The sequence below is a fragment of the Delftia sp. BGA-UO-ETr-SB1 genome, assembly GCF_059567865.1.
Genome location: NZ_JCAQOW010000005.1, coordinates 1,147,806 through 1,164,348, shown reverse-complemented (window position 1 = coordinate 1,164,348; position 16,543 = coordinate 1,147,806). Strand labels below are relative to the sequence as shown.

At 64.7% G+C, this 16,543-nt stretch carries 14 protein-coding genes; 12 read left to right on the top strand and 2 right to left on the bottom strand.

The window, feature by feature from the left end:
* The first annotated feature begins 5 nt into the window (after window positions 1-5).
* Genes AC57B5_RS15415 through AC57B5_RS15405 form a run of 3 tightly spaced genes read left to right on the top strand, consistent with a single transcriptional unit; the run spans window position 6 to window position 3,071 of the window.
* Window positions 6-866 (top strand): SAM-dependent methyltransferase, encoded by an 861-nt coding sequence (locus AC57B5_RS15415; RefSeq protein ID WP_496399858.1) that lies wholly within the window; start codon window positions 6-8, stop codon window positions 864-866.
* A 7-nt stretch (window positions 867-873) separates the two neighbouring features.
* Complete coding sequence (locus AC57B5_RS15410; RefSeq protein ID WP_496399857.1) at window positions 874-1,917, top strand: acyltransferase family protein; 1,044 nt, start codon at window positions 874-876, stop codon at window positions 1,915-1,917.
* A gap of 11 nt (window positions 1,918-1,928) precedes the next feature.
* Window positions 1,929-3,071: an acyltransferase family protein gene (locus AC57B5_RS15405; protein ID WP_447916750.1), complete on the top strand. Its 1,143-nt coding sequence runs from the start codon at window positions 1,929-1,931 to the stop codon at window positions 3,069-3,071.
* Here AC57B5_RS15405 and AC57B5_RS15400 read toward each other — a convergent pair.
* Window positions 2,994-6,785, bottom strand: a complete 3,792-nt coding sequence (locus tag AC57B5_RS15400) for a methyltransferase domain-containing protein (protein ID WP_496399856.1) — start codon at window positions 6,783-6,785, stop codon at window positions 2,994-2,996. The two genes, AC57B5_RS15405 and AC57B5_RS15400, sit on opposite strands and share 78 nt — an antisense overlap.
* A gap of 344 nt (window positions 6,786-7,129) precedes the next feature.
* On the opposite strand from AC57B5_RS15400, the gene AC57B5_RS15395 reads away from it, so the two are divergent.
* The 6 genes from AC57B5_RS15395 (at window position 7,130) to slmA (ending at window position 13,157) form a co-directional block, all read left to right on the top strand.
* Window positions 7,130-7,903: a glycosyltransferase family 2 protein gene (locus AC57B5_RS15395; RefSeq protein ID WP_013804212.1), complete on the top strand. Its 774-nt coding sequence runs from the start codon at window positions 7,130-7,132 to the stop codon at window positions 7,901-7,903.
* A gap of 5 nt (window positions 7,904-7,908) precedes the next feature.
* Window positions 7,909-9,012 (top strand): glycosyltransferase family 4 protein, encoded by a 1,104-nt coding sequence (locus AC57B5_RS15390; RefSeq protein ID WP_012203250.1) that lies wholly within the window; start codon window positions 7,909-7,911, stop codon window positions 9,010-9,012.
* A 110-nt stretch (window positions 9,013-9,122) separates the two neighbouring features.
* On the top strand, window positions 9,123-10,013 hold the full coding sequence (argB, locus tag AC57B5_RS15385) for an acetylglutamate kinase (RefSeq protein ID WP_012203251.1): 891 nt from the start codon (window positions 9,123-9,125) through the stop codon (window positions 10,011-10,013).
* A 121-nt stretch (window positions 10,014-10,134) separates the two neighbouring features.
* Window positions 10,135-10,854 carry a response regulator transcription factor gene (locus AC57B5_RS15380; protein ID WP_012203252.1) on the top strand — a complete coding sequence of 240 codons (720 nt, stop codon included), beginning with the start codon at window positions 10,135-10,137 and terminating at the stop codon, window positions 10,852-10,854.
* 37 nt (window positions 10,855-10,891) lie between these two features.
* Window positions 10,892-12,379, top strand: coding sequence for a sensor histidine kinase (locus AC57B5_RS15375; RefSeq protein WP_496399855.1), 1,488 nt, complete (start codon window positions 10,892-10,894; stop codon window positions 12,377-12,379).
* Window positions 12,380-12,461: 82 nt separating this feature from the next.
* Window positions 12,462-13,157 carry a nucleoid occlusion factor SlmA gene (gene slmA, locus AC57B5_RS15370; RefSeq protein ID WP_012203254.1) on the top strand — a complete coding sequence of 232 codons (696 nt, stop codon included), beginning with the start codon at window positions 12,462-12,464 and terminating at the stop codon, window positions 13,155-13,157.
* A gap of 103 nt (window positions 13,158-13,260) precedes the next feature.
* Here the strand turns inward: slmA and AC57B5_RS15365 are convergent, their stop codons facing one another.
* Complete coding sequence (locus AC57B5_RS15365; protein ID WP_496399854.1) at window positions 13,261-13,773, bottom strand: Mor transcription activator family protein; 513 nt, start codon at window positions 13,771-13,773, stop codon at window positions 13,261-13,263.
* Between the two features lie 146 nt (window positions 13,774-13,919).
* Between AC57B5_RS15365 and AC57B5_RS15360 the strand changes: the two genes are divergently transcribed.
* The 3 genes from AC57B5_RS15360 (at window position 13,920) to AC57B5_RS15350 (ending at window position 16,518) form a co-directional block, all read left to right on the top strand.
* Complete coding sequence (locus tag AC57B5_RS15360) at window positions 13,920-14,534, top strand: S24 family peptidase (protein WP_496399853.1); 615 nt, start codon at window positions 13,920-13,922, stop codon at window positions 14,532-14,534.
* A 441-nt stretch (window positions 14,535-14,975) separates the two neighbouring features.
* Window positions 14,976-15,461: a hypothetical protein gene (locus AC57B5_RS15355; RefSeq protein WP_486640584.1), complete on the top strand. Its 486-nt coding sequence runs from the start codon at window positions 14,976-14,978 to the stop codon at window positions 15,459-15,461.
* 130 nt (window positions 15,462-15,591) lie between these two features.
* The gene (locus tag AC57B5_RS15350) at window positions 15,592-16,518 is read left to right on the top strand and encodes a phage tail tube protein (protein WP_012203258.1); all 927 of its coding nucleotides are present in this window, start codon (window positions 15,592-15,594) and stop codon (window positions 16,516-16,518) included.
* The last annotated feature ends 25 nt before the right edge of the window (window positions 16,519-16,543 follow it).

Sequence of the window (16,543 nt, the reverse complement as noted above, 5' to 3'; positions counted from 1 at the left end):
ATTGCATGAGTTGGATGCTGCGTTTGCAGGAGAGGCTGTTCGGCCTGGCACCATGGGATGCTGGCAAGATCACCGATGAGTGGTTCCGTGCGCATTTCAACTATGCGGCGGATCTGGTCCATGACTGGTTGGGACGGTCGCTGGATCTGTCCCAAGCCAGATTGCTGAATTTTGGCTGTGGTGACGGAATCACCGACCTAGCCTTGGTATTGCGCCATGGGGCGACCTCCATCCATGGCATCGATATCCGCCAGGAGTACGCCAAGCTGCCGCGCATTGCACGCGAGCAGTTGGGCATGTCGCGCATTCCCGCTGCGCTGAGCTTCGAGACCATCGAACCGAATTCGCCATTGGCCGGCCGGCATGCGAACTATGACGGATTGCTCAGCTGGTCTACCTTCGAGCATGTGCAGCGCGACAAGGTGCTGCCGATCCTGTCCGACCTGCATGCCTGCCTGCGCCCGGGAGGCGTGTTCTTCCTGCAGATCGAGCCCTTGTTTCATTCTCCCTGGGGCTCGCACCTGCGCCGCTACGACGATGTGCCCTGGCACCACTTGCTGGCGTCGGAGGAGGAACTGTGGAGCATCATCGAAAAGCATGAAGGTCCGCTAGACGCCGCCGAGGTGGACTTCGGCTTTGCCGATTTCGGTGTCGATGGCTACAAGCGCTTTGTCTTCAAGGAGTACCAGGCGCTGAACCGGTTGACGGCAGACGAGCTCGTAGATATCGCTCGTCAGGCCGGCTTTGAGGTGTTGCGCGAGGAGCGGCGCCAGGTGGACATGGCCATTCCCGAGACGCTGGTGGGGCGCTACCCCGAGGAGTGGCTGCGCAACAACGAGATTTTGCTGCTGTTGGGCAAGACCTGACGAAGCCATGCAGGAGCCGGCCCCCACGATCTCTTCACCCGTGCGGCCTGCATATTCCAATGGCTTTGATGCACTGCGTATAGCCGCTGCATCTGCAGTCATTTACAGCCATCATTTCCATATCACGGGCACCAGACCGCCATCGTGGCTGCATGCGGACATGGTGGGCGGCGTGGCAGTGATGACTTTCTTCACGATCAGCGGCTTTCTTGTCACGTTGAGTTGGCTGCGTGATCCTCGGGCGGCGGCCTTCATGGCCAAGCGTCTGTTGCGGTTGTGGCCGGGCATGCTGGTGGCTGTTGTGGCTGGCGTGCTGCTGTTCGGCCCGGCATTTACTTCATTGCCACTGAAGGAGTTCTGGCTTCATCCGCAGACCCTGGATCACTGGCGCAATCTGCTGCTGATCAAGGACTACGCCTTCATGCCGGGCGTGTTTTCCTCCAATCCGCTGCCAGGGTTGATGAACGGCCCTTTGTGGACCATCCCCATGGAGCTGATGTGCTACGTGGTGCTTGCTGCACTGGGCATATCGGGCGTGATGCGGTCCAGGCTTCTTGCCAGCCTGGTCGCAGCCGGATATCTGGTCTTTTTCCTGACACAGCGCAATGCCGATTTGGCTGGAACCATGTTTCATTGGTTCGAGTATCCGGCCTATTTCGCCTATGGCTCGCTGATCGCGCTGTTGCAGCCTGCCTTTGCTGCCCATAGTCGAAACTTGCTGTTGATCCTGGCGCCTGTGGCTGGGGTGCTTTTCTTTGGCTTGAAGCTGGAGCACTCTGCCGGCCTGCTGCTGCTGCCGCCGCTGCTCATCTATTTGGGTTCCATGCGTTCTAGGGTGTTTTCCGGGTTGCATCGACTCGGAGATCCTTCTTATGGTGTCTACGTGCTGGGTTGTCCCATCCAGCAAGCAGTTCAGGCACTGTGGCCTCAGCTGCCATTCCACTCCAGTCTGGCGCTTGCATGGCTGCTTGCGCTGGCTGCTGGTTATGCCTCCTGGCACTTGGTCGAGTCGCCGATGCTGCGGCTCAAACACTTGGTGTTCCGCACCTAGAAGGGAGTGTCATGCGCAGCGTTGAAGAGAGGGGGAACCGCTTTGACATGCTGCGCTTGACGGCGGCGCTTGCAGTGTTTGTTGCGCACGGAGAGTTTCTTTACCGCCTGCGTCTTGCCGAACCCTTTGCCGGCCACAGCCTGGGGTCGCTTGCGGTCTATGTATTCTTCTTCATGAGCGGGTATCTGGTATGCCAGAGTTGGATGCGCGAGCCGGTCTGGCATGCCTTCTGGCTGAGGCGGCTGATGCGGATTTTTCCGGGCCTGATCATGGCCGTGGTTTTCTCGGTTTTCGTCATCGGCTGGGCGATGACCTCGCTTGATTCGCTGCAGTACTGGCAGTCACCGCAAACCTGGAGTCATCTGATCAACAACATGACAGGGCAGGCCACGGTTCAGATACTGCCGGGCGTATTCGAATCCAATCCCTTTGCCTATACGGTCAACGGGTCCCTGTGGACGTTGCGGTATGAGCTGGCGATGTACCTTGTGCTGGCCACCTTGGCATGGCTTGCAAGAGGCAAGCGCTGGATTCATCCCCTCATGGCTGGCGTACTGGCGATCTTGTGGCAGATGGCCAGAGTCAAGGGGTGGGACCAGGGCCTGGATGCCATCCACACCCCGCTGGTCGATATGTTCCGCTGGCGGGACTTCTGCGGATTTGGTGTTCCCTTTTTTCTGGGAAGCACGATGGCTGCCTATGGCATACGCCATCGCACATGGATGGCTGCAGCCGCGCTGGTGCTGGCTGTCTGCGCATTGCTCACCGCCAGCACCTGGATGCGCCAGGTGGCAGTATGGGGATTGGTGGCCTGCGCAAGTTTTTATCTTGCCCATGCAGGCCATGTGGCCGCAAGCCACCGTTGGCGCACCGATCTTTCTTATGGCGTCTACATCTACGCCTTCCCCGTCCAGCAGGCCATGACGGCCATTTGCCTGCGTGAGGGCTGGTCATTGGGCATCTGCATGCTGCTGTCGCTTGCCTTGACATTGGGCCTGGCCTTGATGTCATGGTATGGCGTGGAGCGGCCCTGCATCCGGATGGTGCAGCGATGGCTGGCGTTGCCTGGGCGTCGCCTAGGCCTGCAGCCAATTCTTGACCCGGCGCTGCCAGTGAGCGGGAATGCGCCTGGCCACGCCGCGCAGGATGGGTAGCGAGCGCAGATGGGCCAGCAGGATCAAGGCCCCCGATCTTGCCGCATGGTCCTGGCGTTGCAGGCGATGTGTGGCCAGGAAGGCCGCATCCAGTGGCTGGAGCAGGGCCTGATCGCGCGGCTGCAGCCCCTGGAGATAACCGTCGCCATAGAAAGTGGCTCCCGGCTGGGCGGCCGCACTCCCTGTCGCGGTGGGTTGCTGCGGTGGCTGCCCTTCAATGAAGTGGCGTTCGCGTATTTGCGCGAAGAAGTCCAGCCATTGGGCGGCGCTGGCGTCCCAGGGCATGACCCAGGACCAGTCGCGGCCCGCCAGCCTTTCGGGGAAGGCCCCTATGTCGGGCGCGACGATGGGCAGTCCGGCGGCCAGGCAGGCGCTGAGTGTGTAGCTGTAGGTCTCCGGCCATTGGGCGGGGAACCAGGCCAGGTCGGGCTGCAACCACTGCAGCAGAGCAGGCAGTTCTTCTTCCTTGTAGCCGCCGTGCACGGTCAGGCGTGCGCGCGGCTGGGTCTGCAGGCTGCGGTAGCCATAGCCCAGCAGATGGAATTCCACAGGAGCTCCCCGCTTGGCGGCTTCGATCGCCACGGCTTCCAGTACGTCTGCGCCCTTGATGGCGCTCATGGCTCCCAGTACGACGATCTTGAGCGGGGCCGTGGCGGCCAGCGGGTGTGCCACCGGGGCCGGCAACTGTGCCGGCAGGTCGGTGTGGGCAACCGCCTGGACGCGGGCACCGGGCACGAAACCGGAGATCCGGCTGGCCGTGTCTTGGCTGGGGGCCAGCACATGGCGCGCGTTGTTCAGCAGCAGCGCATTGCGGTGGCGCCACTGGGCCACGGTGCCGGCATAGGGGGCTGTGTCCGTGGGTTCGCAGCAGCCGCACTCCCCCGCGCGGGGCGGCACGACGTAGCGGTTGTCGATGCCGGTCAGCGAGATGTTCTTGCAGTAGGTATAGAAATCATGGGCCGTGAAGTCATGGGCCGCACCCAGACGGGCGGGAAGGTCCAGGATGGCTTCGCTATGGCCCAGGAGATGCTGGTAGTGCACATGCACCACGCCCAGCTGGCGCAGGGCCTGCACCAGTTCCTCCATCTGGTCGTTGATGCGGAAGGCGAGCTCGAATGCTTCCTTCTCCTCGGCACGGCGCAGGACCACGACTCCACCTGCGGCCGGGGACAGCATGAGGAACAGTGCCTTGCCTTGCAGGAACTGCGCCAGTTCGCGCACATGGCGCACTGTGCCGCCCGCCCGGTCGTGGAGCACGGCCAGCACCACAGGCTGGTATGCGGCCTCGGCCTGCAGGCGTGCCACATCCAGCGCCAGGCGTGCCGTGCGCGCAGGGTCGGTCTGGACGAAGGCCATGACATCGGCTTCGTAGCGCGGATGCAGGCGGCGCAGGGTTTCCATGGCGGCACGTTCGCGCGGGCTCTTGCTTTCGCCGAAGCTCACGCCGCCCGTGTGCAGCACGAAGGTGTCCAGCAAATGCAGGTTGCGCCAGCCAGCCTCTGCGGCACGCTGGCAGAAGTCGTTTTCCTCGCCATAGCCCTTGCCGAAGTGCTCGGTATCGAACAGGCCGACGGCGTTCAGGCTGTCGCGGCGGATATACATGCAAAAGCCCACGCCGGTGGGCACGTCCACCACCTGGCCGGGGTTGGTGCGCGCGCACAGTGCGTCGATGGCGGCCGTATCCATGCCGGGCGGCAGGTCGTTGCCCTCGCAAAAGCGCGGGTAGCTGCAGATGGTGGCGTTGTTGGAGAACGGAGTGACGGAGGCGATGCGTGCATCGCCGTAGGCAGCCTGGCGGATGCGATCCAGCCAGTCATTGGCGACCACGGTGTCGCTGTTGAGCAGCAGCACGTCATGGGCGGTGTTCAGCGCCATGCCCCGGTTGACGGTACCGACGAAGCCGAGGTTCTCCTCGTTCTCCAGCAGGGTGATGCGGGGCTCTTGTGCCGTCTTCTCGCGCAGCCAGGCCGTGACTTCGGGCTCCGGGCTGGCATCGTTGATGACCACGAGTTGCCAGTGCGTGCGGCAGGGGCTGGCCAGAACGGATTCGATGCAGTTGCGCGTGTCGTCCAGGCCGCGGTACACGGGCACGATCACATCGACGGGCTGCTGCGGCATCGGCTGGGGCACGGGTGTGTGGAGGACAGGGGCAGGCACGGGCGTGCGGCCTAGCAGGCGGTCAATGCGCATCTTGGCGTGGACGAGAGGGCGCGTGGCCCGGAAGACTGTGGAGTTCTCGATGTCGCGCAGGTGCTGTTCCAGCCGTGCGAAGTCCCGCTGTACGCGGGTGGCTTCCTGTTGCCAGATGGCGCGTTCCTTGCTCTGTGACTGGTGGCTGTCTTCCAACAGGGCGTTGCGGTGCTGCAGGCGCTGAATCGAAGCACTGCGTTCCTCCAACTGCTGGACATCCTGCGCATGCTGCTGCTCAAGCAGCATGCGCTGTGTGTGCCACTGATCCTGCAGATCATTGGCCCTGCTGCGTTCCTGCGCGATCTGCCGCTCAAGCGGCTGCACGGCCCCAGCCAGTGCCAGATAGTCGGCCGACATGGGCCATCCCATCTCGATCTCCAGTGAGGCGCCACGCAAGGGGGCCAGGGTTTCTGCGGGAATGGGAAGTTCGAACCAGGGGTCATCGCCGGTCAGCAGCAGCATCAGCGCGAAGGCGCCTGCCGGATGGGGCCCGTTCCACACCAACTGATGGTGGGGGCGTTGCCCCAGCAAGGCGGCATCCGAATCCTCGGGGCGCCATTGCCAGACGACGGCGCCTTGCCCATCCAGCAAGGCCAGCCGGTACAGGTGGACGAAGCCCGGCCGGTCGGCAAGGTCCAGGCGCAGATGGCTCAGCGAAGTGTTGTGGTCGGGCAGTGCAAAGCGCAATGTCTGACGTGCCTGGCCAATGATGCCGGTGGTGGAGAGCTTGCTCTCTTCCTCATAGCGGCCAGCGCGCGCCATGTAGAGCTGGGCCGTGAACAGCGCATGCCCCTGGGGGTAGTTCAGCGGCGGCTCGATGGGCAGCGCCTGGGCGGCGGGCGCTGCACTGGCGATGAACTGGTAGGCCAGTGCATCGGGCGTGGCCAGCAGGTGGCGGGCAACGGCAGGGGGCAGGCTGTCGTAGGCGACGCGGAATTCGGATTCGGGTAGCGCCCGCTCGATGGTGTCGATGTCGTCCACCTGCCAGCCTTGCTCGGCCAGAAAGCGCGACAGCGAGCGCCGCGTGAAAAAGCGCAGGTGGGTGCGGTCCAGCAGGCCTTCTTCGCGGTAGCGGAATTCGCCGTGCAGCAGTTCTGCCACCAGGCCGCTGTAGCCTGCATTGGGCACGGAGATCAGCAGACGGCCTTCGGGTGTCAGCCGCTTGCGGCAGGCAGCCAGGATGCGCTCGGGCTGGCGCAGGTGCTCGAGCACGTCGGCGCAGACGATGTAGTCATAGCGCGCGTCGCCGAAGAGCTGGTCCAGGTCGCAGTCCTCCAGGTCGGCCACATGGACATGGCGGTAGAAGGGCGCGGCATGGCGAGCCTCTTCCTGGCTCAGGGTGACGCCGTCGCAGACGCATTGCTTGTGCTCGGCGAGGAAGGCGCCCAGCGCGCCGCTGCCGCAGCCCAGATCCAGTATGTGCGCCTGGGCCCGGACATGGCCGGCCAGCACGGACAGCGACGTGCGCTCGTTCAGATCGACGGTGCGCAGGTAGACGTGGGGATCGGGAATGGGTGTGGTCATAGGAAATGAGGTGCCAGGCGCGGTCCGGGCAGGGATCGATCGCCCGTCATATTCATCTGCGCCAGTCGACCGTGGCCGGTCCGCAGAGAGCGGCGGAGCACGTCCACGCCAGGCGCAAAAAATCCCGGAAGTCCGGGCGGCAGATTGTCGCGCATCATAATCCCGGCCACTGCAGTGATTGCATGGCATGGCGGGTTAATGACATTTTGTGCGGCTGTTGCATTTCCTTGCATCACGGCATACCCGCTGACGCCTTCCGGGCGCCTTCCGCTGAATACTCGGAGCCGCCGTTTTTTCGGCGCAGGTAAGCGGGTTGGAATTTGAAGATCTGAAGGGCGGCATTGATGGGTTCATCGTTGGTCGTGTCGGTGGTGAGCCACGGACATGGCGCTCATATACAGAGGCTGCTTGAATGCCTGGGGTCGGCGCGCCTGGCGCCGATGTCCCGCGTGGTGCTGACGCTCAATATTCCCGAACCGGAGCCCCTGGCTCCAGCGACCGGCTGGCCTTTTGTCCTTGAGATCCGGCGCAATGCGCAACCCCTGGGTTTTGGCTGCAACCACAACCGGGCGCTGGCGAATGCCCGGGAGGCGTTTGTCTGCGTGATCAATCCTGACGTGTACTGGGGAGCGCAGGAAGAGCCGCTGCAAGAGCTTCTGGCGCTGGCGGCCCGGCCGGGCTTGGCCCTGGCCTATCCCCCGCAGATCGGCGAAGACGGCACGCTGCAGGATTTCGAGCGGGAGCTGCCATCTTTCTGGAATTTGCTGCGACGCAAGCTGCACGGGCGTGTGGAGCAGCGTGTGGAATGGGTCAATGCGGCCTGCCTGGTGCTGGGCCGGGATAGCTGGATGCGGCTGCGTGGGTTTGACGAAGGTTTCTATATGTATTGTGAGGATGTGGATCTGTGCCTTCGCCTGCGGGTGCTGGGCGGAGAGCTTCGGCGCGGTGAGTTGCCTGTCGTCCATGCGGGTCAGAGGGCGAGCCGGCGCAGCCTGCGCCATGGCGCATGGCACGTGGCCAGCCTGCTGCGGCTGTGGAGCCGTCCGGCCTACCGCAAGGCCCGAGCCCTGCCGCAGGCAGCGCCCTCGCTGCGCAGCCTGCACGGGGAGCCATCGTGATCTGGATGGCGGTATTGGCCTTCATGGTGTCTTGCACCGGCTGTGCACTGCTGGTGCGCTGGGCCGGGCGGTCCTCGACGTCCTCTTACGGATACGACAAGCCGCAGCGCTTTCACATCGGCGAGGTACCCCGGCTTGGGGGCGTGCCGATGTATCTCGGGCTGGCTGTCTCCTGGGGTGTGGGCACCTGGCTGAGCATGCGCGGAGATCCTTCCTCGCTGCGCATGCAGCTGTGGGTGGTTGTGTGCCTGGCCGCCATGCTGCCGGCCGTGGTCGGCGGCGTCATCGAGGATGTATCGCAGCGCCTGAGCGTGCGTTACCGGCTGGTGCTCACCCTGCTGAGCGCTGTGCTGGCGGTTTTGCTGTGCGGCCTCACCGTGCCCCGGCTCGGCTGGCCCTGGCTGGAACAGGCACTGGGTCCGGCCATGCCCTGGCTGGGCATGGGCCTGGCCGTGCTGGCCCTGACGGGCCTTCCCCATGCCTTCAACATCATCGACGGCTACAACGGGCTGGCCGGGATGGTGGCCACCATCATCTGCCTGGCGCTGGCCCACGTGGCACTGCAGGTGGGGGACCGGACCCTGGCCGCCATGCTGGTGACGCTGGCCGCCGCCACCTGCGGCTTCCTGGTCTGGAACTACCCGCGCGGCATGATGTTTGCAGGTGATGGCGGGGCCTATGTCTGGGGGCTGGCGATTGCCCTGGCCAGCATTGCCCTGGTGCAGCGCAATTCCGCAGTCTCGCCATGGTTTCCCATGCTGCTGCTGATCTATCCGGTCTGGGAGACGGTGTTTTCCATTTACCGCAAGCTGATGCGCGGCATGTCGCCGGGCATGGCGGATGCCCTGCATTTCCACCAGTTGATCTACCGGCGCATCGTGCGCGGCGTGTTCGACGACGATCTGGCACGGCGCATGCTGCGCCGCAATAACCGGACTTCGCCCTACTTGTGGGCCTTCACGCTGCTGACCGTGGTGCCGGCATTGCTGTTCTGGAGCAACACGCCCGTTCTGGTGGGTTTTTGCCTGCTGTTCGTGGTCAGCTATGTGATCGCCTATCTGGCCATCGTGCGCTTCAAGCTGCCGGGCTGGATGCAGAACAATGGATGATGGCCGGGCGCCAGTGGGCGTTCCGTCATCAGGGCATGCAACACTGCCGCGCAGTTGCGGCACAATGCCCGCCTTGTTGTTGACTACTTCCACGCCCCCGGGCTAGCACCATGAACGATATCCTCTCGATTGCCCCCCGCGACAAGGCCGAAATCCTCGCCCAGGCCCTGCCCTATATCCGCAAGTTCCATGGCAAGACCATGGTCATCAAGTATGGCGGCAACGCCATGACCGATCCGGCCCTGCAGGCCGACTTCGCGGAAGACGTGGTGCTGCTGAAGTTGGTGGGCATGAATCCGGTGGTGGTGCATGGCGGCGGGCCGCAAATCGAGACGGCCCTCAACCGCCTGGGCAAGAAGGGCGAGTTCATCCAGGGCATGCGCGTGACCGACGCGGAAACCATGGAAGTCGTGGAATGGGTGCTGGCCGGCGAGGTGCAGCAGGACATCGTGGGCCTGATCCACCAGGCCGGTGGCAAGGCCGTGGGCCTGACAGGGCGCGATGGTGGCCTGATCCGCGCACGCAAGCTCAAGATGGTCGACAACAAGGATCCGAACATCGAGTACGACGTGGGCCAGGTGGGCGACATCGTCTCCATCGACCCCAGCGTGGTGCGCGCGCTGCAGGATGACGCCTTCATCCCCGTGATCAGCCCCATCGGCTTTGGCGAGGAAAACGAGAGCTACAACATCAACGCAGACGTGGTCGCCAGCAAGCTGGCCACGGTGCTGCAGGCCGAAAAGCTCGTGCTGCTGACCAACACCCCCGGCGTGCTGGACAAGGCCGGCAGCCTGCTGACCGACCTCACGGCACGCGAGATCGACGCCCTGTTCGCCGACGGCACCATCTCGGGCGGCATGCTGCCCAAGATCAGCGGCGCCCTGGATGCCGCCAAGGCCGGCGTCAATGCCGTGCACATCATCGACGGCCGCGTGCCGCATGCCATGCTGCTGGAAATCCTGACCGACCAGGCCTACGGCACCATGATCCGCAGCCATTGAGGCCCGATGGCGCGGACTTTGCGGTTCGCGTTACCATCGCGCATGGCCCGGGCGTGGTCTGACGGCCTGGGCCGGTTTGCTGCAAGCCGCCTTTGGGCGGCTTTTGTTTTTTAGGTTTGATATGCGTTTGCTTCTTGTGGAAGACGATGTGATGGTGGCCAGCGGCATCAAGCTGGGGCTGTCCGATGCGGGGTATGCCGTGGATTGGGTCGGCAGTGCCGAGCGCGCCCTGGAGGTGCTGGCCCAGGAAGCCTTCGACCTGGCCGTGATCGACATCGGCCTGCCGGGCATCGACGGGCTTGAACTCACACGCCGCCTGCGCAGCAGCGCGGTGGAGAGCTCGGCCATGCCCGTGCTGATCCTGACGGCGCGCGATGCGCTGCAGGACCGCGTGCAGGGCCTGGATCAGGGCGCCGACGACTACATGGTCAAGCCCTTCGAGCTTCCCGAGCTGCTGGCCCGGCTGCGCGCGCTGCTGCGCCGCTCGCAGGCAGCCACATCGGCCGTCCTGAGCTTCGGTCCCATCGAGCTGGACACGGCAGGCCGCCGCGCCGGCGCGCGCCAGCCTGCGCAAGACGATGAGAGCGAGGGAAAGCTGCTGCCCATCGACCTGGGCCCGCGCGAGTGGACCGTGCTGGAGTACCTGCTGATCCACGCGCCCAAGCCCGCCAGCAAGGACAAGCTGCTGCAGGCGCTCACGGGCTGGGACCGCGAGATCACGCCCAATGCGGTCGAGGTCTATGTCTCTCGCCTGCGCAGCAAGCTGGAGCCGCATGGCGTGGCGCTTCGTTCCATCCGGGGCTTCGGCTATCGGCTGGAACTCTCGCATACCGCCGCCTGATGCGGACATGGCGCATGGCCCCAGGCGCTGACCGCCCATGACAGCCAATCTGCGCCTTCGCCTGCTGGTATTGCTGGTGGTGCCGCTGACGCTGCTGGCGCTGATGGGCGGCTGGTTCGGCTATCGCTCGGCAGACGAAGCCTCCACCCAGCATGACCAGCGCCTTTTGCGCCTGCTGCCTGCGCTGGCTGATTCGGTGCTGGCGCCGTCGATCGCCGAGGGAACGCCGCCCCTGGTGGCGCTGACGCCCGCCATCGAGGACGTCTTGCGCCAGCGCGGCGACGACGTCGGATATGCCATAGGTGACCTGCAGGGCCATGTCGTTGCCGGCGACACCTGGATCCGCTTCGACGTGCCTTCCACGCCGCTGGCCGAATTCCACAGCCAGGAGCATGACGGCCTGACCTATCGCGTGGCCGTCATGCGCGCCGAAACCTATGGCGCCGGTGAAATGGTGCTGGTGCTGGCCGATGGCGGCGATGTGCGCCAGCAATGGGTGCGCCAGTTGCTGCTGCATGTGCTGCTGCCCAGCGTGCTGCTGATCGCGGGTGCCGGCATTGCCATCTACTGGTCGGTCAGCCGGGCTTTCCGGCCGCTTCTGACCCTGACCCAGGCAGTGGAGCGGCGCTCGCCGCGCGACCTCAGTCCCATCTCGGAGCACAGCTCGCCGGCCGAAGTCCGTCCGCTGGTGCGCTCGCTCAATCGCCTGTTTGCACTGGTCAACGCACAGGCCGAAGGCCAGCGGCGCTTTGTGGCCGATGCGGCCCATCAATTGCGCACGCCGCTGGCGGCCTTGCAGGCCCAGGTCGAGGCCTGGGCGCTGAGCGCGCAGGCTGCCCAGGCCGAGGCGCGGCGCAAGGGCACCGAGGCCCAGGTGGTGCTCAGCGTGACGCAGATCGAGCAGTTGCGCGATGCCACGCGGCGCACCTCGCAGCTGGCACGCCAGTTGCTGGCGCTGTCACGTGCCGATGCCCGCAATGCCGAAGTCCAGCCGCTGCAGAAGGTGGACCTCAAGGACCTGTGCGAAAGCATGCTGGAAATGTTCTTCGACCAGGCCAGCGCCAAGGGGCTGGACTTCGGCCTTGACGTTGCTCCGGCCAGTGTCTGGGGCCACAGCTGGCTGCTGCGCGAACTGGTGTCCAACCTCGTGGACAACGCCATCAAGTACACGCCGCCCGGCGGCAGCGTCACGCTGCGCTGCGGCATGTACCATGGCGCGGCACAGTCTGCGGATGAGCCGCAAGGCTGGGCCTTCCTGGAGATCGAGGACGACGGCCCCGGCGTGCCCGAGGCCGAGCGCTCGCAGATCACGCAGCGCTTTTACCGCGCGCAGGGCGCGGCCGGCGACGGCACCGGGCTGGGATTGGCCATTGCCGAAGAAATCGCCCTGCTGCACCAGGGCACTCTGGCCTTTGGCGCCACAGCGCAGGGCAAGGGCCTGCTGGTACGCTTGGAGCTTCCATTGCAAATGCCGGCCATGCTCTCGGAAACAATAGCAGCGCAAGCAACAGGCAAGCGATCCTGACGGTTGCGCTCATGGGGACAGCTTTGTGCGGAGTTGCCGCCGAGGGCTGTGAGAGAATTACTTACAAATAGTTGATCTGCTTATGTCCGAGTCTGAAGTTCTGTCGCCTTTATCCGCTCCTGGCGCTGATGTCGTTTCCGACGAAGCCGCCTCCGCTTCCGCCCCTACGCCTGCGCGCAAACGCCCCAAACCCGGGGAGCGGCGCGAGCAGATCCTGCAGGCGCTTGCGGCCATGCTGGAGAAGCCGGGCGCAGAACGCATCACCACGGCAGCGCTGGCAGCCCATCTGGGCGTCAGCGAGGCAGCCCTGTACCGCCACTTCGCCAGCAAGGCCCAGATGTTCGAAGGACTGATCGAGTTCATCGAGCAATCCGTCTTCACGCTGGTGCAGCAGATCGTCGGGCGGGATGTGCCGGAGGAAGAGCGGCCCGCAGTGGATGGCATGCGCCAGGCCAGCCGCGTGATCTCTCTGGTGCTGCAGTTTGGCGAGCGCAACCCCGGCATGGTGCGCGTCATGGTGGGCGATGCCATCGTCTTCGAGCACGAGCGCCTGCAGGCCCGCATGAACCAGTTCTTCGACCGCATCGAATCCACGCTGCGCCAGTGCCTGCGCCCCGCCGCCGGTGCGCTGGGCTCCTCCGCCCCGACGGTCGATGCACAGGTGGCCGCCAGCGTGCTGACATCGTTCGCGCTGGGCCGCCTGCAGCGCTACGCGCGCTCGGGTTTCCGCCGCCTGCCGACCGAGCATCTGGAAGCCAGCCTGGCCTTGATGGTCTGAACATGGCCTAGCGGACCCCAGGGTCCGCATTGCAGCAAAGCCACCCGCTTGTGCCGGTGGCTTTTTTTGCGACCAGGGCCTTGCTTCGTCGCGGTGGCTGTGCTCAGCCCACGAGATTGCGCCGCCGCCTGGCCGGTGCTGTCACGCCCAGCGCCGCAACGATGCGCCCCACCTGGCCTTCCGTAATCCCATGCTCGGCAGCCAGTTGCCGGGCCGTCTTGTCCGTGGCGTAGTCTGCGGCGATGCGCTGGTTGCGCAGTGCCTGCAGTGCACGCGCTGCCCTGGGCAGCTGGAAGTGGGGCAGGCCTCCATACTCACGGGCGAGCTGGAGCAAGGCTGGCACGCCGATGGTGGCCGCATAGGGATGCTCGGCTGTGACCTTGTCCGGCGTGGGAACGTAGATGCGCAGTCCACCCCAGCGCTGCACCAGGGCCATCGTGGGCTGCAGCCCGATCAGGCGCTCGAAGTCCTGCAGCAGCGGCGGAAGCAGATCGCTGCAAGGGCCATGGTGCGGGTCCAAGGCAGCTGCCACGGGCGTGTGCATGCCGATGGTGGGGGGCAGGGCAGCAGGCCGAAAGCCCTGGAAGACAGGTGCCGGATGGTGTTCGGAATGCATTTTGGCTGTACGCTCTTGGTTCAAAAGGAAACGGTTCAATTTGAACCATATTCTTGGTCCATAACGAACCACTGTCAAGATTCGCCATGCCTGCAAAACCTGTGACTGATGCGCTTACATCCAACGTTGATGAGGTACTGGCGCGCATGGCTGAAGCCTTGGGACCCGACTGGATGGCGGGCATGGAGGTGCAGCCTGAAACGGTGCGGACCTGGCGCAAGCGCGGGGAAGTGCCCGCACGGCAACTGCTGCGGGCCTCGCAGCGAGCGGGCCGGCCGCTGGAGTATTTCAACGGCACGGGCGCGGCGAAGCCTGTCGCTCGACATGGTGGGACGGCCGAAGACGAGTTCACGCAGATCGAGATGCTCGATGCGCACGTCAGCGCAGGGCATGGGGCCGTCAACGGCCCCGACGAGGTGATAGGCCGCTTCGCCTTCCGTTCGTCCTGGCTGCAGTCCAAGGGACTGGGCAGGCACAACGCCAAGATCGTGCGTGCCCGTGGAAGATCCATGGCGGACCGCATCAACGATGGCGACATCCTGCTGGTCAACACCTCGGTCGATACGCTGACCCAGGATGGCGTCTATGTGATCGAGCTGGAGGGTGAGAACTACGTCAAGCTGCTGGAGCGCGACTTCAGCACGGGCGGTGTGCGCATCGTCAGCTACAACCCTGCCTATCCGCCCCAGGTTCTGGAAGGCGAAGCGGCCAACCGGCTGCGCATCTGCGGCCGGGTCCTCTGGCACGGCGGAGAACTCTAGCCCCAGGGCCGTGCCGCCCGGTACCGCTCCAGAGACTTTGCCGCAGGCCTGAGGCGAGCCTGGGCGTTTCCGTCTTCTCCCAGCCTTTCCTGTCCTCCTCTTTCGTGCGTCCGTGCCTGCCCGAGCGGCAGGACGTTTGCGCTTGCCTGGCCGTTGGGATGTGCCGGGCCAAGGCACATGTGGCTGGCATCCAGGTCCGCTGCGCCTGAGAAGGCGCGCGCCTGTGGACGCTGAAACCGGGCCTGCATATGCAGGCCTTATTCATTTTTGCCTGCCTCGGCACAGTCACTCCATCGCAACGACGCATCTTTTTCTGCGTCCCCCAACGGAGTGACCCATGTACGCCATCGCACAACTGTTCCTGCTCTTTGCCGCTCATCTGCGGCCCATCGTGGCCGAGGCTGCGGCGAGTGTGGCGGCGGCCTTTCCGGTGCTGCGCTCATGAATGCACTGGCCCAGCATCGCAACGCCATCGTGGCCATATTGGCCTCGGTGCCGCAGATCGGCGTTGTCCAGGACCGCGAACGCCATGCCGCCAGCGATGCCGAGCTGGCCGCCCTGTTCACGTATACGCCGCTTGCAGCAGGCACGGCCCATGTCCGCGGCTGGTGGCTGCGCAGAAGCAGCACGGCCGAGCACGGCAGCAGCACGGCCCGCACGGTAAGCGTGCACCAGTGGACGCTGCATGGTTACCTGGCCATCGCCGACGCCCAGGCCAGCGAACTGCTGCTGGACGACCTGGTCGAGCAGTTCCGCGCCCTGGTGCGAGCCGATCCGACCCTGGGCGGCGCGTGCCAGCCCGGTCCCCTGGCAGGCAGCGACGACAGCACCGATGGCGTGCAACTCGTGCGAGCCGAGCCTGTGGATTTCGCGGGAGTGCGTTGCCACTCCGTTGTCCTGCAACTCAGAACCTGGAGCTACCTGTGACCTGCACACCACCAAACCGGGCCTAGACCGGACACCTCGCACCTTTCCCGCAACCACTGTGGCCCGCGGCGCTGGAGAACGGCGCCCAAGGCCGCGAAACATCTCTTCATCTCTTCAAAGGATTTTCCAAATGGCAGCAAAGATCATGCGCAAGATGGCCCTCCTGGCCCTGGTTGAAACCGTTGTCGGCACGGCCGTCGTACCGCTGGCGGCCAATGCCATGCTGGTCAGCGACGTGACCCTCACCCCCATCGAGGGCGACGTGGTCGAGCGCAACAACATCCGTCCCTTCTTCGGCTCCAGCGGCAGCACCCTGGTCACCGAATACCAGAAGGTGGCGTTCTCCGTGGAATTCGCGGGTGTGGCCGCAGCGGGCGAGCGTCCCGGCGTGACCGACCTGTTGCGTGCGTGCGCCGCCAGCGCCAGCACCGAGACTGGCGTGAAGACAGTCTTCTCTCCCGTGACCGACGGCATCCAGAGCGTGACCATCTACGGCAACGTGGACGGCACCCTCTACAAGATGCATGGCGCACGCGGCGAGGTGGAGTTCAGCACCGATGCCAAGGCCATTCCCAAGTGGAAGTTCGAGTTCACGGGCTCCTTTGTCCCCGCCGTGGATGAGGCCCTGCCGGCAGTGGACTACAGCGACTTCGTCGCTCCCCTGGGCGTCAACAAGACCAACACCCAACTGACCCTCGACGGCTTGGCGGTGGCCTGCAGCGCCTTCAGCTTCAAGTGCGGCAACCAGGTGGTCAAGCGCGACCTGATGAATGTGGACACAGTGGAAATCACGGACCGCAAGTCCACGGGCAGCGTCACCTTCGAGAACACCAGCGTGGCCACCAAGGACTGGATCGGCCTGGCGCGTGCCAGCGCCATCGTGCCCGTCACGCTCAAGCACGGCCCCGGCGCCACCAACACCGTCAGTTTTAAGAGCGCGCGCGCCCAGATCGGCAAGCCGACCTACAGCGACAGCGATGGCGTGCAGATGATCACCATCCCCCTGTCGTTCATTCCCTCCGACGCGGGCAACGACGAATGGTCCATCGAGATCTGACGCCTCACCTCCCTGCCTGACAACT

Bases quoted from the DNA above. Each gene is read 5' to 3' on its own strand.
- AC57B5_RS15415 (WP_496399858.1), top strand. From the start codon at position 6: ATGAGTTGGATGCTGCGTTTGCAGGAGAGGCTGTTCGGCCTGGCACCA.
- AC57B5_RS15410 (WP_496399857.1), top strand. From the start codon at position 874: ATGCAGGAGCCGGCCCCCACGATCTCTTCACCCGTGCGGCCTGCATAT.
- AC57B5_RS15405 (WP_447916750.1), top strand. From the start codon at position 1,929: ATGCGCAGCGTTGAAGAGAGGGGGAACCGCTTTGACATGCTGCGCTTG.
- AC57B5_RS15400 (WP_496399856.1), bottom strand. From the start codon at position 6,785: ATGACCACACCCATTCCCGATCCCCACGTCTACCTGCGCACCGTCGAT.
- AC57B5_RS15395 (WP_013804212.1), top strand. From the start codon at position 7,130: ATGGGTTCATCGTTGGTCGTGTCGGTGGTGAGCCACGGACATGGCGCT.
- AC57B5_RS15390 (WP_012203250.1), top strand. From the start codon at position 7,909: ATGGCGGTATTGGCCTTCATGGTGTCTTGCACCGGCTGTGCACTGCTG.
- argB (WP_012203251.1), top strand. From the start codon at position 9,123: ATGAACGATATCCTCTCGATTGCCCCCCGCGACAAGGCCGAAATCCTC.
- AC57B5_RS15380 (WP_012203252.1), top strand. From the start codon at position 10,135: ATGCGTTTGCTTCTTGTGGAAGACGATGTGATGGTGGCCAGCGGCATC.
- AC57B5_RS15375 (WP_496399855.1), top strand. From the start codon at position 10,892: ATGACAGCCAATCTGCGCCTTCGCCTGCTGGTATTGCTGGTGGTGCCG.
- slmA (WP_012203254.1), top strand. From the start codon at position 12,462: ATGTCCGAGTCTGAAGTTCTGTCGCCTTTATCCGCTCCTGGCGCTGAT.
- AC57B5_RS15365 (WP_496399854.1), bottom strand. From the start codon at position 13,773: ATGCATTCCGAACACCATCCGGCACCTGTCTTCCAGGGCTTTCGGCCT.
- AC57B5_RS15360 (WP_496399853.1), top strand. From the start codon at position 13,920: ATGGCTGAAGCCTTGGGACCCGACTGGATGGCGGGCATGGAGGTGCAG.
- AC57B5_RS15355 (WP_486640584.1), top strand. From the start codon at position 14,976: ATGAATGCACTGGCCCAGCATCGCAACGCCATCGTGGCCATATTGGCC.
- AC57B5_RS15350 (WP_012203258.1), top strand. From the start codon at position 15,592: ATGGCAGCAAAGATCATGCGCAAGATGGCCCTCCTGGCCCTGGTTGAA.